Here is an 18,200-nt window from a genome sequence, read left to right as displayed (position 1 = left end):
TGCTAAACGTATATATTCTTATATTTTCAAAAAGAAACTCATCACTTAGATGAGTTTCCGGATTTGCTGACTTTGAAGGTTGCTGCCGCTTCCTTGATCACGGCCTCGGCGAGCGCTGCGAAATTGTCCGGCTGTAGTTCTTCTGAAGACTGTTCATCGCCGGACTCCACTGCTTCAGGCAGGAGCTTCCAGTGGGCCAAAAACTCGATGTTGCCTTCACCGCCGGTGATGGGGGAGAAGGTTAAGCCGTTCAGCCGGTAGCCCAGCTCTGCAGCCATGCCGAGAACGTTCATGAGCACCTCTTTGTGGACAGCCGGTTCGCGGACCACGCCGGATTTGCCAACCTTTTCCCGCCCGGCTTCGAACTGCGGCTTGATCAGCGCGGCAATATCTGCAGGGCGTTCAAGAAGCGCCATCAGCGGCGGCAAAATAATCTTCAAAGAAATAAATGATACATCTATGCTGGCAAAATCGGGAACGGGGCCTTGCAGATCGGGTGGGGTCATATAGCGGAAGTTCGTCTGCTCCATCACACTTACCCGTTCGTCATTACGCAGACTCCAATCCAGCTGATTATAGCCTACATCAATAGCGTAGACATGGCTCGCTCCGTTCTGGAGTGCACAATCGGTAAAGCCTCCTGTAGAAGAACCGATATCCAGCATGATGCGCCCATTCAGGTCAATGCCAAACTGCCGCAGCGCCTTCTCCAGCTTCAGCCCGCCACGGCTGACATAAGGGTGCACCGCACCTTTCACCCTCAGGACGGCTGTGCGCAGCACCTTCATCCCGGCCTTCTCAATCCGTTCCTCATTCGCAAGCACCAGCCCGGCCATGATAGCAGCCTTGGCCTTCTCACGGCTCTCGTAAAATCCTTGTTCCACTAACAATACGTCGATCCGTTCCTTAGGGTGTTCCATGGTCATCTCCCGATTGTTCTTAGGCTTGCCGCTCCAACTGTCCTGTTCAGGAGGTTGAAGTCGTCTTATAGGCAAATGAGCTCGATGCCTTCATCGTCTTGATCCGGCTGACTACTGCTTCAACGGTCAATCCGGTTTGCTGGCGCTGTTCTTTGATTGAGCCATGCTCTACAAAGATATCCGGCACGCCCATCAAATGAACCCGGGCATCATAAATTTCATGCTCCGCATAAAATTCAAGCACCGCGCTGCCCAGACTTCCCGCCTGGCTGGCTTCTTCCAGTACAATCATGCCAGTGCCCGCATGAGCCAGATCCAGCAGCATGGAGCTGTCAAGCGGCTTCAGGAAGCGGGCGTTAACAACACTTAGCTGAATGCCTTCACGCTTCAGTTGCTCCGCCGCTTCTTCAGCCACCTGAACCATAGGTCCGCAGGCGAGTACAGCGTAGTCATCGCCCGGACGCAGCCGCTCCCAGGAACCAATTGGAAGCACCTGTAGCTCGGCATCCATTTCCACCCCGGTGCCGTCAATCCGTGGATACCGGTAAGCGATCGGCCCGTCATTATATTCAAGTGCTGTCTTCATCATATGGCGCAGCTCGTTCTCATCCTTCGGCATCATCATCACCATATTCGGAATATGGCGCATAAAGGCTATATCATATACCCCTTGATGTGTCTCACCGTCTGCACCGACAAAGCCTGCACGGTCGATAGCAAACATAACATTGGCGTTATGACGGCAGATATCATGCACAATCTGATCATAAGCCCGCTGCATAAAGGTAGAATACACTGCATACACCGGCTTCATTCCCTCCATCGCCAAAGCTGCGCATAAAGTAGCCGCATGCTGCTCGGCAATGCCGACATCAATCATCCGGTCGGGAAATTCCTTGGCGAACGGGAACAGCCCTGAGCCGCCAGGCATCGCCGGAGTCACTGCGATTAGCCGCTTATCCTGACGGCCAAGCTCGATTAACGTCTGACCAAACACTTCAGTATACATAGGATTCCCGACTGCTTTCAGGGACTGGCCGGACTCTATTTTATAAGGAGAAATGGCATGTGATTTGTAGAAATCGGTTTCAGCAGGTTTGTACCCCTTGCCCTTAGTAGTCAGAACATGCACCAGTACAGGACCGGATACATTATCCGCCTGATGGAAGGTGTCAATCAGCTTCTCCATGTCATGGCCGTCGACCGGTCCAAGGTACGTGAAGCCAAGCTCCTCGAACAACACGCCGGGAACCATCATATATTTAAGACTGTCCTTCACATTCTGGGCCGTCTTGGCAAGCCTTCCACCGATGGCAGGAATCTTCTTCAGCAGTCCTTCGACTTCATCCTTAGCACGCAGATAATGGCGGTCCGAACGGATTTTGCTCAAATAGTTGTGCATTGCCCCCACATTCGGCGCAATAGACATTTCGTTGTCATTCAGAATAACCATCAGCTTGCGGCGTTCATGGCCGATATGGTTAAGCGCTTCAAACGCCATCCCACCGGTCAGTGCTCCGTCCCCGATCACAGCGATAACCTTGTTGTCTTCGCCTTTCAGATCACGGGCCATAGCCATCCCCATTGCCGCTGACAGAGAAGTACTGCTGTGCCCGGCTTCCCAGACATCATGCTCACTCTCTGAACGCTTAACAAAGCCGCACAGTCCATCTTTTTTGCGCAGCGTGTCAAAACGGTCCTGGCGGCCGGTCAATATCTTATGGACATATGCCTGGTGCCCTACGTCATATATCATTTTGTCCCGGGGACTATCATAACAGTAGTGCAGGGCCAGCGTGAGCTCCACTACCCCCAGGTTGGAGCCAAGGTGCCCGCCGGTTAGAGTAAGCTTCTCGATCAGAAACCGGCGGATTTCCTCCGCAAGGGTAGCCAGCTCCTCGACTGACAAAGATTTAAGTTGCTGAGGATCATTTATTTGTGGAAGCAGCACGAGTATTCCCCGCTTTCCTAGATGTTGTAAAATATATATAAACCCCATTATAACACAAACGAAACGGCTGCCGAAACACAGCCGTTCCGGAGTTCATGCTAGTGATCACGCTTCATGAGGTATTCCGCAATGTCCATGAGGCGTGTACTGTCCTGAAAACCGCCTTCAAGTACAGCATTACGAGCGGCTTCTGTCAGCCGCCGGACCTCTTCACGGGAGGCATCCAGCCCGATAAAGTACGGGTAAGTCACCTTCTGCTGCTTGACATCGCTGCCTGTTTTTTTGCCGAGCTTGCCTTCGTCCCCGACCAGATCAAGAATATCATCCTGAATCTGAAAGGCCAGTCCGATATGTGTCCCGAAATCACGCAATGCTTCAAGCTGTCTGCTGTCTGCCCCTGCGATACGTCCGCCTGCCACAAGGGAGAATATGATCAGATCCCCTGTCTTATGTTGGTGGATGTACTGAAGCTGCTGGAGATCGGTAAGCCCCTGTTCGCCCTCCATATCGGCGATTTGTCCTCCAACCATGCCCCGCGGGCCTGCCATTTCTGCCAGATCCTCAACAACGGAAAGGGCTCTGTCCGCTGAAATTCCATGTCTCCGTGAAGACTGGACAACGCTGAAAAAGGCATGTGTTAGCAGCGCATCCCCGGCCAGAATCGCCGTAGCCTCGCCAAACACCTTGTGGTTCGTCAGTTTGCCGCGCCGGTAATCGTCATTATCCATAGCGGGCAGATCATCGTGGATCAGCGAGTAGGTATGTACCATCTCGATAGCAGCTGCTACCGGCAGAGCCGCTTCACGGCTGCCTCCCAGTGCCTCACAGGCGGCGACCACCAGCAGCGGACGAAGACGTTTGCCACCGGCTTGCAGTGAATAGTTCATCGCATCCTTCAGATTGCCAGGGACCTTCCAATGCTCAGGCAAGGCCGCCTCCAGCTCCTTCACAACCAGGCCGCTGATCTCCGTAATATATTCACTCAGTGGCTGACGCTGCAGATCCCCCGCAAATTCTGCTGCCTGTTTGGGCTCAAAGCGATTCATCGCCGTCACCTTCCAGCCGGGCACCGAACGGTTTCTTGCGCAGTTCTCCATCCATCTCGGTGATCATTTCGATTTTCCGCTCCACCTGCTCCAGCTTACTTCCGCAGAGCTGCGAGAGCTTCATGCCCTGTTGAAACAAATCGATTGCCTTTTCCAGGGGAACGTCGCCGTGCTCCAGCTCACGCACGATTTCTTCCAGCCGCTCCATGGCTCCTTCAAAGTCTAATTCAGCTTCCTTCGCCATTCGTTATGCCATCCTCCTTCATTCCCCATACCTGGCAGCTTAGCTGTCCGTCATTCAGCTTTATGTTGACCATATCGCCTAGCTCTACTTCGCTCAGCGATTTGATTAAGTGCTCTTCCTTCTCGTCATAGACGAGACTGTACCCCCGCGACATCACCTTAAGCGGGCTGAGCGCATCAAGATGGCGCAGCTCGGCAGCGAAGCGCGAGCGCTTCTCCTGCAGGCGCACCTGCATGGCACCCGCAAGCTCGCGGGTGATGCTCTCGGTGCGCCGCCGCGCAGCGCTGACACTCGCCTGCGGGTGGAAGCGCTGCAGGCTGTGGTGCAGCACGGCCTGGCGCTCCCGCGCGCGGCCGTGCCGGTCTCTCGCTGCGCGGAGAAGGCCCCCGCGCAGCATGTCCAGCCGCTGCGCGTGCTGGGCCAGCTGGCGGCGTGGGCCGACCAGCGCCAGCGAGCGCTGCAGCGAGGCCAGGCGCTCGCCGCCGCGCTGCGAGCGGCGCAGCAGCCCCTGGCGCAGGCGCTGCTGCGCTGTGCGGAGCTGCACCGCCAGCTCCGCGGCATTCGGCACGGCCAGCTCGGCCGCCGCCGTCGGGGTTGCCGCCCGAAGATCGGCGGCGAAGTCGGCGATCGTGAAGTCGGTCTCGTGGCCGACAGCCGAGATGACCGGAATACGGGAGGCCGCAATTGCGCGGGCTACGGCCTCTTCATTGAAGGCCCACAGCTCCTCCAGGGAGCCGCCCCCGCGGCCGACGATGAGCACATCGGCTTCGCCCATGGCATTCAGGTTCTCGATGGCCTTCACAATGGAAGGCCCTGCACCCTTCCCCTGTACCAGGACTGGATACAGCACAACTGCAACCTGCGGAAACCGCCGCTGTAGCGTGATGATAATGTCCCTCACGGCCGCACCCGTCGGGGAAGTCACCACCCCGATGCAGCGGGGAAACCGCGGGAGCGGCCGTTTGCGTGCCGACGCGAATAGGCCTTCCAGCTCCAGCTTATTCTTCAGCTGTTCATATGCCAGATACAAACTGCCGATACCATCGGGCTGCATATGCGTGGCATAAAACTGGTACTGCCCGTCCCGTTCGTAGACGGTCACATTGCCTCTTGCGATCACCTTGGTCCCTTCCTTCGGCACAAAGGGCAGCCGCTGGTTATGGGAAGCAAACATGATGGACTTAATCCGGCTGCTCTCATCCTTAAGGGTAAAATACATATGACCGCTGCCGTGGTGGGTGAAATTCGAGATTTCCCCGCGAACCCATACATCGGAAAGCACTACATCCGAATCGAGCTTCATGCGGATATAACGGTTAAGCTCTTTAATCGAATAAACCTGCCGTTCTGCCGCCATGGGCGCTACCTATTCCTTATCCAGGCCGCGGCGGCGTTTGGCTGCAGTCAGCGTATTGGCCATCAGCATGGTAATGGTCATCGGTCCTACGCCACCAGGTACCGGAGTAATGTATCCGGCAACTTCCTTCGCGCTTTCATAGTCCACATCTCCGGCTAGCTTGCCGTTATCCAGACGGTTCATTCCGACATCGATAACCACCGCGCCTGGCTTCACAAAAGAGCCATCAATGAAGTTGGCCCGGCCAATAGCAACAACCAGAATATCTGCCTGACGGCTAAGTTCAGCCATGTTCGCGGTCCGCGAGTGACACATCGTTACCGTAGCATTCTCGCGTTGAAGCAGCAAGGATACTGGTTTGCCGACAATGTTGCTCCGTCCAATCACGACCGCATGCTTGCCGGACATTCCGGTGCCTGTGCGTTTGATCAGTTCGATCACACCCGCAGGCGTGCAGGGCAAGAGGCTGTCATCCCCGATAACCAGATTGCCGACGTTAATCGGATGGAAGCCGTCCACATCTTTTTCCACAGCAATGGCATTAATTACAGCCTTCTCGTCAATGTGATTTGGAAGCGGAAGCTGAACCAGGATACCGTCAATTTCATCTCTGCGGTTCAGTTCAGCTACAAGCGCCAGCAAATCTTCCTGACTTGTCGCAGCATCCAGTCTGTGCACTTCGGAATGGAAGCCCAGTTCGGTGCTGGATTTCTCTTTATTGCGTACATAGACCTGAGATGCAGCATCTTCACCAACGAGCACAACAGCAAGACCAGGCTTTACGCCCCGTTCGGCTAATGAGGCAACTTCCCGGGCAATGTCGATACGAATTTCGTCAGATACTTGTTTACCGCTGATAATTGCTGCTGTCATGTAATTCTCTCCCCTTTTATCTGCTTTGAAAGTTTGGTTGAAACGTGAAACCTATAAACTATATTTCAAAAAAATAACTCTTACAGATCTGTTTTAAGCGTATCAATCTCCTGAATCATCTTACCGAGCACACCGTTAACGAACTTCCCGGAATCTTCGGTGCCGAAATGTTTGGCCAGGTCAATGGCTTCATTGACAGAAACCTTAGCTGGCACATCATTCGCAAAGACCATCTCATAAGTGGCGAGACGCAGAATCTGGCGGTCGACCCGCGAGAGCCGGCTCATCTGCCAGCCTTTCAGGTAATGTTCCAGCATATCGTCAATGGCCATCTTATGCTCCCACACACCGTTTACATGCGCTACTACATAAGCTTTCAGCTCAATTTCATCTGTAATTACTCGTTCGGTCTCATTTTCTTCCGAAGCCTCGGCTATCAGCATTTCCACCGCTTCCGCACTTTCCACTTCATTCATTTCCATCTGGTACAGGCTTTGGACAATAATTTCTCTTGCTAAACGTCTTTTCATGTGTTCCTCCTACAAACATATCTTGTTTGCTTATATTGGGTGTTTCATTGTTTCTTCTTGCAACTATTGTAAGCTTAATGGAGCAGGTTCTATCCTCTCAGAGAGCAGCAACTGCAAAAAAAACCGCGCAGCCCTTCCTCCAAGCATCAGGCAACTCATACGTACGGGTTCCAGGCTCCGGAAGAAAAACTATCGCGGTTCATTTGAAGGGACGCCAGCGTCCGGACAACCGTCCTACCAGCTCCTGCCACTGAAACAGCGGGGGCTGAGCGGTGTCCTTTCTCTTGCCAAGCGTATAACCTATGAACACAACCAGTGCAAAGAACAGCATATCCCAAAAACCGCTAATCAAATAAATCAACCCGAGAACGACACCGAAGGTGACTCCGGCAATTCTACCCCCGTGACTTTCCCATACTGCTTTCCACAACATAAGGGAAACTCACCTCTATTCCACTCGACTTTTGAAGCTTGGAGACTGTGTGAGGTTAGCAATGTATACCGAGACGTCCGCTACCGGAATTCCGGTCGTTTCCTGCACAAAATCATGCACTTGGCGCTGAACCTCGGTAGTCAGCAGCGGCAGGGAATGCTCCCCGTCCACAACTGCGCGGATCATGATCTCAAGGCCAGCCTGTGAAACCCGGATTCGCGACTTCAGATCTCTGATGCCCTTGACTTTGCCGGCAGCCTTCAGGCTCAGATTCTCAATGGTTTCCATGGAGATTTGAATATCACCGTACTCCGTGCGCTGATCGACCGAAGGCAAGGATGCCCGGTCACGGCGCAGTGAAATGTAGAAGAAACGGATGCTGAGCAGGAACAAAATGACTGCAACAGCTATGGCAGCAATATATGCCTCAGGTCTGTCCAGCATTTCAAAGGAGTCCGGAATTGCACCGCTTAACAGGAGGATGGCAATTACAGATAATATTCCGATGCATAGGCTGTAGAGGAACAGCAGGAGCCTGTCCAAAATTTTTGCCACGAGTCTCATAACCTCCTTAAATTAGAGTAAACCCTCGACGGTGCTGTCGGGGGTTTATGGAAGAAAGCTGGCTTTATTTCACGCGGAGAACCGCGTCCGTTTCTTCGTTCTTGTCTACAGCAGTGTTGCTGCGGAACTGAACATCGTGAATATGCACATTCACTTCAACTACGGTCAGACCGGTCATGGTCTCGATCGAACGCTTCACGTTGCGCTGAATTTCTGCAGCCACTTCCGGGAGACGGTTGCCGTACTCAATAATCACGGACACATCCACTGCAGCTTCGCGTTGCCCAACCTCTACCTTTACACCTTTAGAGAGGTTCTTGCGGCCAAGAAGTTCAACGATGCCTCCGGCAAAACCGCCGCTCATGCCTGCCACGCCTTTAACTTCCACGGTTGCCAAACCTGCGATTACCTCAATCACTTCTGGAGCGATCTGGATTTCACCGATTTCCGTACGTTCGTATTCTGTCGGCAATGTACTCATTGTGGACTCACACCTTTCAAAAAAAAGTTGTTCAATATTTCAAGCGCAAAGCACGTCTCTTATTAAACATACTATATCATTTGGCGAACTTTATGACAAACAAAGCAAAGTCGTCCTAAATTTCATATTCCTCCAGGAATTTTATATCAAAATTACCGTCCAAAAACACCGGGTGCTCCAGCAATTTCTGGTGGAATGAAATCGTTGTATGTATGCCTTCCACAGCAAATTCGGAGAGCGCCCGCTTCATCTTGGCGATGGCTTCCTGGCGGGTCGGAGCCCATACAATAAGCTTGGCAATCATCGAGTCATAAAAAGGGGAGATTGTATACCCCGGATATGCTGCGCTGTCCACCCGTACACCCAAACCTCCCGGCGGCAGATAAAAGCCGATTTTGCCCGGTGAAGGCATGAAGTTCTTCTCCGGATCTTCCGCATTGATCCGGCATTCAATAGACCAGCCATTGATATGAATGTCTTCCTGGGTAAAGGACAACGGGTTGCCTTCCGCAACAGAAATCATCTCTTTGATCAGGTCGACACCCGTGACCATTTCTGTTACCGGATGCTCAACCTGAATCCGGGTGTTCATTTCCATGAAATAAAATTGGCCATCCGGTCCAAGCAGGAATTCGAGTGTGCCCGCACCCGAGTAATTCACGGCTTGTGCAGCACGTACGGCAGCCTGGCCCATAGCATCGCGGATATCCTGAGTCAGAACCGAGCAAGGTGCTTCTTCAATCAGCTTCTGACGCCGGCGCTGCACAGAACAGTCCCGTTCCCCCAGATGCACTACATTGCCATGGTTGTCGGCAATAATCTGAATCTCCACATGCTTCATACCCGTCAGGAATTTCTCCAGATAAACCCCGGCATTGCCGAAGGCCTTTTGCGCTTCCTGCTGGGCAGCTGTAATCTGCTTCACCAGGGATTCCTCATCCTCGGCAATGCGGATGCCCTTGCCTCCGCCGCCTGCAGTAGCCTTGACGATAATCGGGTAGCCGATATCGCGGCCCAGCATGACTGCCTCCTCCACATCACCCACAAGACCGTCAGAGCCCGGAATAATCGGAACACCTGCCAGCTTCATCGTTTCCTTAGCCACAGCCTTGTCACCCATGCGGGTGATAGCATCCGGCGAAGGTCCGATAAAAGTGATATTGCAGGATTCACAAATCTCTGCGAAATCCGCATTCTCGGCCAAAAATCCGTAACCGGGATGAACGGCGTCGCATTCCGTCAATGTGGCCACACTCATAATATTGGTAAAGTTCAGATAGCTGTCCTTGGCTGGCATCGGGCCAATGCAGTACGCTTCATCAGCCAGCCGGACATGCAATGAATCCCGGTCAGGCTCCGAGTATACCGCAACGGTGGATATGCCCAGTTCACGGCAAGCTCTGATAATGCGGACCGCGATTTCACCGCGGTTGGCAATCAACACTTTTTGAATGTTCATGCGTTTCCTCCCAAAGTTTAACGAAGCTTGCTAGCTCCTCATGATTCTCGCAGCTGTTACTCCGGTTTCACCAGGAACAGCGGCTGGCCGTATTCAACAAGCTGGCCATTCTCCGCGAGTACGGACACGATTTCGCCTCTGACTTCCGCTTCCAGCTCATTCATCAGCTTCATGGCTTCAATGATGCAGACCGTTGACTTTTCACTGACCCGGTCGCCTACATTGACAAAGGATGGGGTTTCTGGAGAAGCGGCACTATAAAAGGTCCCTACCATCGGAGAGACAATTTTATGCAGTGTGCCTTCCGTAGAGACCGGCTGCTGAGGTGCTGCCGGAATTTCGGTCACTGCCGCAGGTGCAGCATACTGCTGGCTTTGCGGCTGAGGGGCTGGCGTAAAAGGATAGACGTAAGGAGTCGCCTGAATCGCCATTCCATCCGCTTCAGAGCGATCCGGTTTGCGGATAGCAAGCTTCATTCCTTCGCTTTCAATCTCCAGTTCGTGTACGGAGGAAGTTTGGTCCAGCAATTTAATTAATTCCTTAATCTCGCTTAACTTGAACATTCAATAGTTCACTCCTTCAGCTTTCTCTCGAAGCCACAAGCAAAAAAGGCTTCTCCGTTCTTCTCAGGAAGCGTATGCTTCAAATGACATGCAGTTTTACCCGAAACGCTTTCAGATACCCGCTTCTTGCAAGAAATATAATAAAGAAAAACAATGTGTCACTTATTCTTCTTATATTCCAAGATAACTTTATGTATTATATCACAAACGCTAGAAATGGAAAGAGCCCGGGATAACCCGAGCTCTTTCGGCATTTTCTGTTATTATTCTCAAGTGGATATTATTGCTCGGATACATATTGGACTCTGATCTTATCCTGTGTGACGCTCAGTTCCTTCATGACAAGGTCTACAATTCCAACCGCTTGCTTCACATCAAGCTTGTCGCTGAGGACAACCACAGTATAGGTATCAGCCGATTCTTCTTTGACGATAGCTTCACCGTACTTTTGCTGCAGCTGACCTTCAATGCTGGTAATTTTGGATTCCTTTTCCTCTAGCTTGTTCAGTTGCTCATTGGCCGCCGCGTTCTCTGCAGGGGTCTTATCCATGTCATTGATCGTGGCGAGCAGATCGTTCTGATCTTTCAGGTTCTTCTGCTCCCGTTCATACAGGTAATTGGTGAACAGGCTGCTGGCCGACACACTTTGTGAGGCTACTTCGTCAAGGATTGCGGCGTCGTCTTTGGCTGGCGTCTTCTCCGTATTGGCGGCTGCGGTGTCTTTGCCTGCTTTCGTGTCATTTTTGTCTGTTTTGGAGCTATTTGCAGTTTGGTCTGAAGTCGGACCTGGTGTCTTATCGGCTTCTGCTGTAACTTCTTTTTCTGCGGATTTGCTGTCTTCATCGGTTACAGCAGTGGCTGCCTTTTCTTTATCATTCGATGTAGCAACCTTGTCACTGTCATCTGTAACGGCAGCTGTGCTGCTGTCTTCCTTCACTGAGGCATTTCCTGCATCCCCGGTAACCCCTTGCGTAGATACTTCGTTGATAACCAGTCCGCTGTCCAGAGCAGGAGACTGGGCTCCATCGGCTCCGCTTTTAATATTATCGACCTGCATACTGCCAGCGGTTTCCTTAGGAACGGAGACTCCCGAGTCTTCCGTGAATAAATAGTAAGCGGAGAGAACCACCATCAAACTGAGCATGGAAACCAACCAAATTGTCTGTCGTTTGCCCTTCATTTTTAAATTCCTCCTAAAAGTTTTGTTAGTATTTACTCCCTGGATTCCCTTTGTACAAAACCTCACTCCGGAAGCATACGCTTAGTTTTGTTAGCATGAACTTCAGTACGAATGAATCGGCTATTCCTGCTTGCGCGGAACTACGGAAATACGGTAGCTTGGCACGTTCAGGCCTTTCTCAATCGCCTCTTCAATCAGACCCCTGACAATTTTGTTCTCTGCGCCTTTGGCGACAACCAGCACACCACGCACCTGGGGTTTAATCCGCTTGGTAATAATGGGGGTTTCATCGCCTGACTGGCTGTAAGTGACGATTTCGCCATCCCTTGTGTACTGTGTGGTGTGACGTTTGCCGCCGCTGGCATCCGTTTCTTCGCTCTGCTGCTGCGAATCGTTCATATTGCGCTGTACTACGATTTCCTCTGTAGAATCCACGGTAACCATGATGTCCACTGTGCCGACACCGACGATTTTCTCCAGAATCTCTTTGGTGCGGTTCTCCATCGCCTGTTCAATGCTGTCAAAAGAATCGGAACCTGCTCCATCCCCCTGCTGCAGGGTCGCCTGTGAACTTTCGATTGGCGGCGGCTCACGCCCCGTATTCTCGCTGTCCAGCTTCTTCACATTCACAAAGGAGTTGAACAGCATAATCGCCGCGCCGAGCAGCCCAAGAATGATCAGCCAGCGGAAAGTATGACTCCGTTTCGGACTGCCTGAACCGCCGCCTCCTGCCCATTGCTCCAGTTTTTTCAGCCAGTTGCCCATCCCTTATCCCTCCTGCAGTTGCGTGATTGGTTAGGTTTACAGCTTTGCTTCTCCGGCACTGCTCTTCTGCACCTGAATGACATCCCGGCTCAGATTCCAGTTCTGCTCCAACAGCTTGATGATCGACTCGGCTTCTTCTTTGTCCGTCCCGATTCCCGCAGCGGCACTGCCACCCTCCGGTATGTCAGGTGAGGATGTCGCGGATGCAGCGGAGGAATCCTCATCGGAATCAGAGCCCAAGCTAACCTGTACCGGCTCCACTGGCGTGATAACAATCGGCTCCGAGGGTAAACCTGCTGTTGTGCCCGCCGCTGGCCCGCCGCCGCTGCCAGTTCCTGCGCCAGAGGCAGCAGGTGGAAAGGAAACCTTCACCGAAGCTATCACCGGCACAGCTTCACCCTGAGTGGTATCAGAGGCTTTTCCCATCCCCAGCGTCACCGTAACCTTGGCACCCTGCACACCGGTGATCCCGGCAATCTGGTTACGCATCTGCCCGGCTACCTCTTCAGCAGCTAGCTTCAGGCTCTGCTCCTGCGCTCCTGCCGCCAGCACCCGGCCGTCTGCCAGAATCTTCTCCAGAGAACCGGCTCCTTTTCCGGCTTCCGAGAACACTCCTCCTTCCTTCTCCTGCTGATTCATGGCCAGGCTAAGCTCTCCGGTGACATCCCCCTTCAGCAGGGCCACAATCGGGCTAAGCAGGGTCAGCAGCACCAGAAGGCTGAGAACCAGCCTGGCATACCGCTCCATGGATTTGCTAGGCAGCAGCATTTCCACAAAAGCGGCCAGCAGCACCACCAGAATAAGTTCCCTAAGCCAACCACCCAACCAGGTCATTGTCTTTCCTCCTAATAGTTTGTACCTCACCTCATCATGACGGTGACATTTCCGGCGGTCAGCATGATCGTGACGGCCAGGAAGAACATGAGCGATACGGCGGCCAGTGCCGCGAACACATAGATCATGCTTTTGCCGATCGTCTGCAGGCAAGTTACAATCGGGGTCTCGCCCAAGGGCTGCATTACGGCCGCAGCCACGTTGTAGATGAGGGCGAGCACGAGTATTTTAATGGCCGGAAATGCGCAAAGGAACAAAATGATTATGACACCTGATAGCCCAATGGCGTTCTTCACCAGAAGCGATGCAGAAATCACCGTGTCGGTGGCATCCGCGAACATTTTGCCGATGACCGGCACAAAATTCCCTGTAATGTATTTAGCAGCGCGAAGAGTCACTCCGTCCGTCACTGAACTCGTAATTCCCCTGACCGAGATGACTCCGAGGAACACAGTGAGCAGCACGCCCAGCAGTCCGGCACCGACATTACGCAACAGATTGGCGAGCTGGGTCAGCTTGTATTTCTCCGACATCGCGCTCACCAGATGCAGCACCGCCGAGAAGAAGAACAGCGGGAAAATCACGGTATGAATGAGCGTGCTCACGGTATGGATCATGAATACAATCAGCGGATGGGTGACGGAGACTGTCACGATATTACCCATGGACGCCAGCAGCGCGAACAACAGCGGAATCATGGCCATCATGAAGTCAGTCATGTGGTCGATGGCATCCTTTGCATATCCTATAGCTACGTTGAAACTGTTCACGGCAATGACCAGCACAACCATGTAACAGAGCATATAGGCGATTTTGCTAACCGATTTGCGTTCAAAAGCGGTCTGCAGCGTCTCGAGAATCATGCTCAGGACACTGATCATAACGATCGTTACCAGCAGCTTGCCATTGAAAAGCACCTCATGCCACATGTAGGAGGTCAGTCCGGACATTACGCTTTTGAAGCTTAGGCCGTTGTCTCCCGGCAGCAGCATATCCATCAGCGAAGGCGTTTTGCCTTCCGGAAAAAATCCCCCATAGTCCTTCATCAGCTGATTCCAGTACGACTCTACCTCGCCTGTCGGCAGATTCTGCACCTGCCCCTTCACCCAGTGGTCTACTGCGGAAGAACCTCCCTGAGCTGAGGGCTGCGGCGAAGGTGAAGATGAAGGTGCTGTTTGGGCTGCGAAGGCCATTCCTGAGCACCACAGCAGTAGTAGGCAGGGCAAGAGGAGCAGGATTTTTTTTAGTTTTGGTGGCCGAAAAACATTGCGCGCACGCATACCCTTTCCCCCGCTCTGCTTCTAACTTTTCCTGCCGTCCATGTGCTTGCTCATGCCGGCAGAAGCTTCATCACCGTCTCGATGATAATGCTGATGATCGGCACAGCCAGCACCATAATGAGCACCTTGCCGGCCAGCTCAATCTTGGAAGCAATGGATTCCTGCCCGGCGTCGCGCACAATCTGCGCCCCAAACTCTGCGATGTAGGAAATCCCGATAATTTTGAATACAGTTTTGATGTAGATCATTTCCATTCCCGAGGACTCCGCCACCCGCTCCAGCGTCCCCAGAATCGTTCCAATCTTGCCGATCAGGAACAGGAAGATCAGAATGCCTGCGGCAGTGGTCAGCAGGAAGGCGAACATCGGCTTTTGTTCCTTCAGTACGAGTATCAGGACCGTCGACAAGAGCCCAATTCCCACCACTTGAATGATTTCCATAGCCTTGGCCTATTGAAAAAGAAAAATCGTTTTGATTTCCTGGAGCAGGCCGTCCAGCATGCGGATAACCATAAACAACACGATGATAAAGCCGACAATGGTTACCCAGTGGGCGATGTCTTCCTTGCCCATCTGCTTTAGCACCGTGTGGATCATGGCGATAATGATGCCGATGCCGGCTATTTGGAAGATTGCGTTGACTTCAATATTCATTCCTGGCACCTCGCTAAAAGATCAATATGACGATCAATGCTCCAAGCAGCAGACCCAGGCTTTTGCTCATTTTTTCATATTTGCCCTGATCTTCTCTGGCCACTGTCTCCTCCTGTTTCAACTGCTGCAAAGCCAGCGCGATGTGAGTGCTCTGATTCGATCTGTCGCTTGTGCCCAGCGTGCAGCTGAGCTGCCGGAGTATTTCCTTCTCCGTGCCTTTCAACGAAGCCGCCTTCCAGTGCTCCTCCATCGCCTTCGAGATCGCTTCTTCGGCACTGCGGTCCAGCGGGGGGCTCATCTCCACGGCCGCAGTGGCAAAAAAAGCTTTCAGCGGCTCCTTCGACTGCATCCCGATCCGGCGCAGCGCTTCCGGCAGCGGAGTATAGCCGTACTGAATCTCGGTCTCCAGCCGCTGCAAAGCTGCGATCAGGCCTCTGATATGCCTCGGCCTGTCTGCATACTGTGCAGCCCGCTTGAAGCCGGCCAGCGTGCCTGCCAGGACGATAAGCACCGCTCCGAAGAGCTTAAGCATGGCGCTCACCGCCCAGCGCTTCCCCAGGCGAGACCAGCAGCAGGCTGCGCTTCTGCCCATCCAATATCCGGAAGGTCAACCCCGTTTCTGTCCGGTGCAGGATGACATAGCGCTCAAACATCTGGTGCTCCAAAAGTGCGCCTAGGCCGGGCCGCCGGGCCAGCTCGGACACTTCCTTGCCGTGGGCCGAAGCAACAACCGAGATGCCCGCGTGCAGCGCTTCGGTCACCGCTTCGGCATCCTCGAGGCGGCCGATCTCATCGGCGATCAGCACATCGGGCGAGAGCGACCGGATCATCATCATCATGCCTTCGGCTTTGGGACACCCGTCGAGGATATCTGTTCGGGGCCCAACATCAAAAGCAGGGATGCCCCGGCGGCTGCCGGCGATTTCGGAGCGTTCATCAACGATGCCGACCTTCAGGCCGGGCCGGTTGCCCTCTCTCATGTTCTTTCCACCTGCTGAGATCTGTCTGGCAAGATCGCGCAACAGGGTGGTTTTGCCATGCTGCGGGGGTGAGAGAATCAGCGTATGCATGATCCGCTGCCGTCCCTTATCGAGCAGGTAAGGCAGAACGCCGTCGGCAATCCCCGGCACCTCCCGTGCGATCCGTACATTGAAGCCGGTAATGTCCCGCAGATGCTCCACCCCCCCGCCGCTTAGCACGGTCCGCCCGGCTAATCCTATCCGGTGTCCCCCGGGGATCGTAATGAACCCCTTGCGAAGCTCCTCTTCCATCGTATAGAGCGAATGATTGCTGATCAGGTCCAGCAGCCGGTGCGCATCTTCCCGGTCCGGCTTGTACGCTTCTTCGGGGTTCAGCGTCAGGCTTCCGCCTGCACCGAGAAAATGGTATTTACCCCCGGAATAATTGATTTCCAGCGGACGCCCTTCGCGGACGCGGATCTCTTCTACTTTTTGAAGCAGCTGAGCAGGCAAGCCTCTCAGTAGCGCTCTTACTTTTTCAGGAAACAATAGCAGCCATTCATTAGCCATACAGAGTACCCCCAAGTTGTCCTCTTCTTTAATAGCTTTAATCCATACTTATGCTTGTACGCGAGCTTTATGACTATCATCTATCATTTTTTTAGAATTCCGATTAAGAGAAAGGCTACCCCGCAGCCAATCCAGCCCAGCTTGCCCCACGACAGCTCCTGCGCCATCCCCGTCAAACCGACCGCCGTAGTCAGAATCAGAATGGTTGGCCCTACGAGAGCCAATCCGGAATTGACCGCCAGTGCCTTGTCCACCTGGTTCAGCTTCAGCATGATCAGGGCCGCCGCGATTTCCACACTGCCCGAGAACAGCCGCAGCGCTGCCATCCAGCTCACATACTTGTCCAACCCGTTTCACTCCTTTCAAAAAAACTTTTCTAGGATTCTCGCGATATTTCGTGCTGTTATCCATGGATATGCGGGACGGGCTCGCTTTAGACAAGAAGAAATGGACACTATACCAATCCAAGTGTGAAAGAAATCATAGTGTACCCCTCTATAAAAAAATATCATCGGTATGATAAAATAAATTTTGCACGTTTTGAACAGGTTCATTTGGAAAATACATGTGTTGGTTGTTGGACAGACTATTAAGACATCAGAAGAAAAGGGGATTTATGTCATGCAAGTTCGCAATGTTGTAGTGCCGCTCGTTTCAGGGCCCGTAGCCAAGCAAGTCAAAGAAGTCGCCATCATTATATTCTCGGCCTTTCTGTTAGCGAGCGGGCTGCGCCTGTTCCTCATTCCGCATCAGCTACTGAGCGGCGGGGTTGCGGGAACGGCATCCGTCATCGGTTATCTGACCCATCCAAAGTACATTTCGCTGTATTATTTCGCCATCAATCTTCCCATCCTGATTTGGGGTTTTGTTGCTGTGGGAAAAAAATACATCTGCTATAGTCTGCTGTCGGTCGTATCGACCACGTGGTTTCTCAACATTATTCCGTTAATCAAGCTGACCAAAGACCCTATTCTGGCGAGTATCTTTGGCGGAGTTATCATCGCAGGAGGGGTAGGCTTCTCACTTCGTGCCGGAGGATCTTCCGGGGGATTTGATATCCTGGGCTCCATCATTACCCGCAAACGCGATATTCCGATGGGCACAGTACTGTTTGTAATGGATGGACTGGTCATACTGAGCCTGGGCTTCTTCAAAAGCTGGGACTCCGCCCTGTACGCCATGCTCTGTATCTTCGTTAAAAGCCGTGTAGTCGATATGATCCATATCCGCCATATCAAGCTAACCTGCTTCATTGTCACCAAGGAGCGCGAAAAGATGCTGAGCCGTCTCACTTGTCTGCCCCATGGCGTCACTGTAGTCAATGCGGAAGGCGGATACAGCCACGAGGGCAACACCATGCTCATGACCGTAACCACCCGCTATGAACTAGCTGAGCTGCGCAAAACGATCCTTGAGACAGACCCCAAATCGTTCGTCAACGTGCTGGAGACCGTAGAGATCGTTGGCCGGTTCAGAAGATTGGGATAAAAAAAATGCCCCGAGGCCAATTAGGCTTCGGGGCATTTCATATGAGTAAG

Annotated in this window: 22 protein-coding genes; 1 reads left to right on the top strand and 21 read right to left on the bottom strand. The window is 52.8% G+C overall.

The window, feature by feature from the left end:
- Window positions 1–41: 41 nt before the first annotated feature.
- The 21 genes from ACTJKB_RS09215 to ACTJKB_RS09115 form a co-directional block, all read right to left on the bottom strand.
- Window positions 42–920, bottom strand: a complete 879-nt coding sequence (locus ACTJKB_RS09215) for a TlyA family RNA methyltransferase (protein WP_440833419.1) — start codon at window positions 918–920, stop codon at window positions 42–44.
- A 46-nt stretch (window positions 921–966) separates the two neighbouring features.
- Window positions 967–2,871, bottom strand: a complete 1,905-nt coding sequence (dxs, locus tag ACTJKB_RS09210) for a 1-deoxy-D-xylulose-5-phosphate synthase (RefSeq protein ID WP_440833417.1) — start codon at window positions 2,869–2,871, stop codon at window positions 967–969.
- A 98-nt stretch (window positions 2,872–2,969) separates the two neighbouring features.
- Window positions 2,970–3,917 (bottom strand): polyprenyl synthetase family protein, encoded by a 948-nt coding sequence (locus tag ACTJKB_RS09205; protein ID WP_440833416.1) that lies wholly within the window; start codon window positions 3,915–3,917, stop codon window positions 2,970–2,972.
- Window positions 3,904–4,161, bottom strand: a complete 258-nt coding sequence (gene xseB / locus ACTJKB_RS09200) for an exodeoxyribonuclease VII small subunit (protein ID WP_074085281.1) — start codon at window positions 4,159–4,161, stop codon at window positions 3,904–3,906. Before xseB ends, ACTJKB_RS09205 begins: the two co-directional genes overlap by 14 nt.
- Window positions 4,145–5,518 (bottom strand): exodeoxyribonuclease VII large subunit, encoded by a 1,374-nt coding sequence (gene xseA / locus ACTJKB_RS09195; protein ID WP_440833414.1) that lies wholly within the window; start codon window positions 5,516–5,518, stop codon window positions 4,145–4,147. The genes xseB and xseA overlap by 17 nt, the downstream gene beginning before the upstream one ends.
- Before the next feature lie 9 nt (window positions 5,519–5,527).
- Entirely contained in the window at window positions 5,528–6,391 is an 864-nt protein-coding gene (gene folD, locus ACTJKB_RS09190) for a bifunctional methylenetetrahydrofolate dehydrogenase/methenyltetrahydrofolate cyclohydrolase FolD (RefSeq protein ID WP_440833413.1), read from the bottom strand.
- Between the two features lie 80 nt (window positions 6,392–6,471).
- A complete protein-coding gene (nusB, locus tag ACTJKB_RS09185; protein WP_440833411.1) occupies window positions 6,472–6,921 on the bottom strand; it encodes a transcription antitermination factor NusB in 450 nt (149 codons plus the stop codon).
- 199 nt (window positions 6,922–7,120) lie between these two features.
- The gene (locus tag ACTJKB_RS09180; protein WP_074085285.1) at window positions 7,121–7,354 is read right to left on the bottom strand and encodes a DUF2273 domain-containing protein; all 234 of its coding nucleotides are present in this window, start codon (window positions 7,352–7,354) and stop codon (window positions 7,121–7,123) included.
- A gap of 15 nt (window positions 7,355–7,369) precedes the next feature.
- On the bottom strand, window positions 7,370–7,909 hold the full coding sequence (gene amaP, locus ACTJKB_RS09175; protein ID WP_074085286.1) for an alkaline shock response membrane anchor protein AmaP: 540 nt from the start codon (window positions 7,907–7,909) through the stop codon (window positions 7,370–7,372).
- A gap of 73 nt (window positions 7,910–7,982) precedes the next feature.
- Entirely contained in the window at window positions 7,983–8,399 is a 417-nt protein-coding gene (locus ACTJKB_RS09170; protein ID WP_074085287.1) for an Asp23/Gls24 family envelope stress response protein, read from the bottom strand.
- Window positions 8,400–8,514: 115 nt separating this feature from the next.
- Window positions 8,515–9,858 carry an acetyl-CoA carboxylase biotin carboxylase subunit gene (gene accC, locus ACTJKB_RS09165; protein WP_440833409.1) on the bottom strand — a complete coding sequence of 448 codons (1,344 nt, stop codon included), beginning with the start codon at window positions 9,856–9,858 and terminating at the stop codon, window positions 8,515–8,517.
- A 56-nt stretch (window positions 9,859–9,914) separates the two neighbouring features.
- Window positions 9,915–10,421, bottom strand: a complete 507-nt coding sequence (accB, locus tag ACTJKB_RS09160) for an acetyl-CoA carboxylase biotin carboxyl carrier protein (protein WP_440833407.1) — start codon at window positions 10,419–10,421, stop codon at window positions 9,915–9,917.
- Between the two features lie 280 nt (window positions 10,422–10,701).
- Window positions 10,702–11,601, bottom strand: a complete 900-nt coding sequence (locus ACTJKB_RS09155; protein ID WP_440833406.1) for a SpoIIIAH-like family protein — start codon at window positions 11,599–11,601, stop codon at window positions 10,702–10,704.
- Between the two features lie 120 nt (window positions 11,602–11,721).
- Entirely contained in the window at window positions 11,722–12,366 is a 645-nt protein-coding gene (gene spoIIIAG, locus ACTJKB_RS09150; RefSeq protein ID WP_440833404.1) for a stage III sporulation protein AG, read from the bottom strand.
- Window positions 12,367–12,402: 36 nt separating this feature from the next.
- Window positions 12,403–13,200: a stage III sporulation protein AF gene (locus tag ACTJKB_RS09145; RefSeq protein ID WP_440833402.1), complete on the bottom strand. Its 798-nt coding sequence runs from the start codon at window positions 13,198–13,200 to the stop codon at window positions 12,403–12,405.
- Between the two features lie 26 nt (window positions 13,201–13,226).
- The gene (spoIIIAE, locus tag ACTJKB_RS09140; protein WP_440833401.1) at window positions 13,227–14,480 is read right to left on the bottom strand and encodes a stage III sporulation protein AE; all 1,254 of its coding nucleotides are present in this window, start codon (window positions 14,478–14,480) and stop codon (window positions 13,227–13,229) included.
- Window positions 14,481–14,530: 50 nt separating this feature from the next.
- The gene (gene spoIIIAD, locus ACTJKB_RS09135) at window positions 14,531–14,920 is read right to left on the bottom strand and encodes a stage III sporulation protein AD (RefSeq protein ID WP_039875230.1); all 390 of its coding nucleotides are present in this window, start codon (window positions 14,918–14,920) and stop codon (window positions 14,531–14,533) included.
- Between the two features lie 9 nt (window positions 14,921–14,929).
- Window positions 14,930–15,133, bottom strand: coding sequence for a stage III sporulation protein AC (spoIIIAC, locus tag ACTJKB_RS09130; protein WP_020426549.1), 204 nt, complete (start codon window positions 15,131–15,133; stop codon window positions 14,930–14,932).
- Between the two features lie 13 nt (window positions 15,134–15,146).
- A complete protein-coding gene (spoIIIAB, locus tag ACTJKB_RS09125; RefSeq protein WP_440833398.1) occupies window positions 15,147–15,665 on the bottom strand; it encodes a stage III sporulation protein SpoIIIAB in 519 nt (172 codons plus the stop codon).
- Window positions 15,658–16,662 carry a stage III sporulation protein AA gene (gene spoIIIAA, locus ACTJKB_RS09120; protein ID WP_440833396.1) on the bottom strand — a complete coding sequence of 335 codons (1,005 nt, stop codon included), beginning with the start codon at window positions 16,660–16,662 and terminating at the stop codon, window positions 15,658–15,660. Before spoIIIAA ends, spoIIIAB begins: the two co-directional genes overlap by 8 nt.
- Before the next feature lie 83 nt (window positions 16,663–16,745).
- Window positions 16,746–17,009: a YqhV family protein gene (locus tag ACTJKB_RS09115; RefSeq protein WP_440833394.1), complete on the bottom strand. Its 264-nt coding sequence runs from the start codon at window positions 17,007–17,009 to the stop codon at window positions 16,746–16,748.
- A gap of 274 nt (window positions 17,010–17,283) precedes the next feature.
- On the opposite strand from ACTJKB_RS09115, the gene ACTJKB_RS09110 reads away from it, so the two are divergent.
- On the top strand, window positions 17,284–18,150 hold the full coding sequence (locus ACTJKB_RS09110; protein ID WP_074085296.1) for a YitT family protein: 867 nt from the start codon (window positions 17,284–17,286) through the stop codon (window positions 18,148–18,150).
- Window positions 18,151–18,200: the final 50 nt, after the last annotated feature.

The sequence above is a fragment of the Paenibacillus sp. 22594 genome, assembly GCF_052044425.1.
Lineage (GTDB): Bacteria > Bacillota > Bacilli > Paenibacillales > Paenibacillaceae > Paenibacillus_AQ.
Note: the sequence above shows the minus strand (reverse complement) of the source record. Positions and strands in the feature narration are given on the sequence as shown.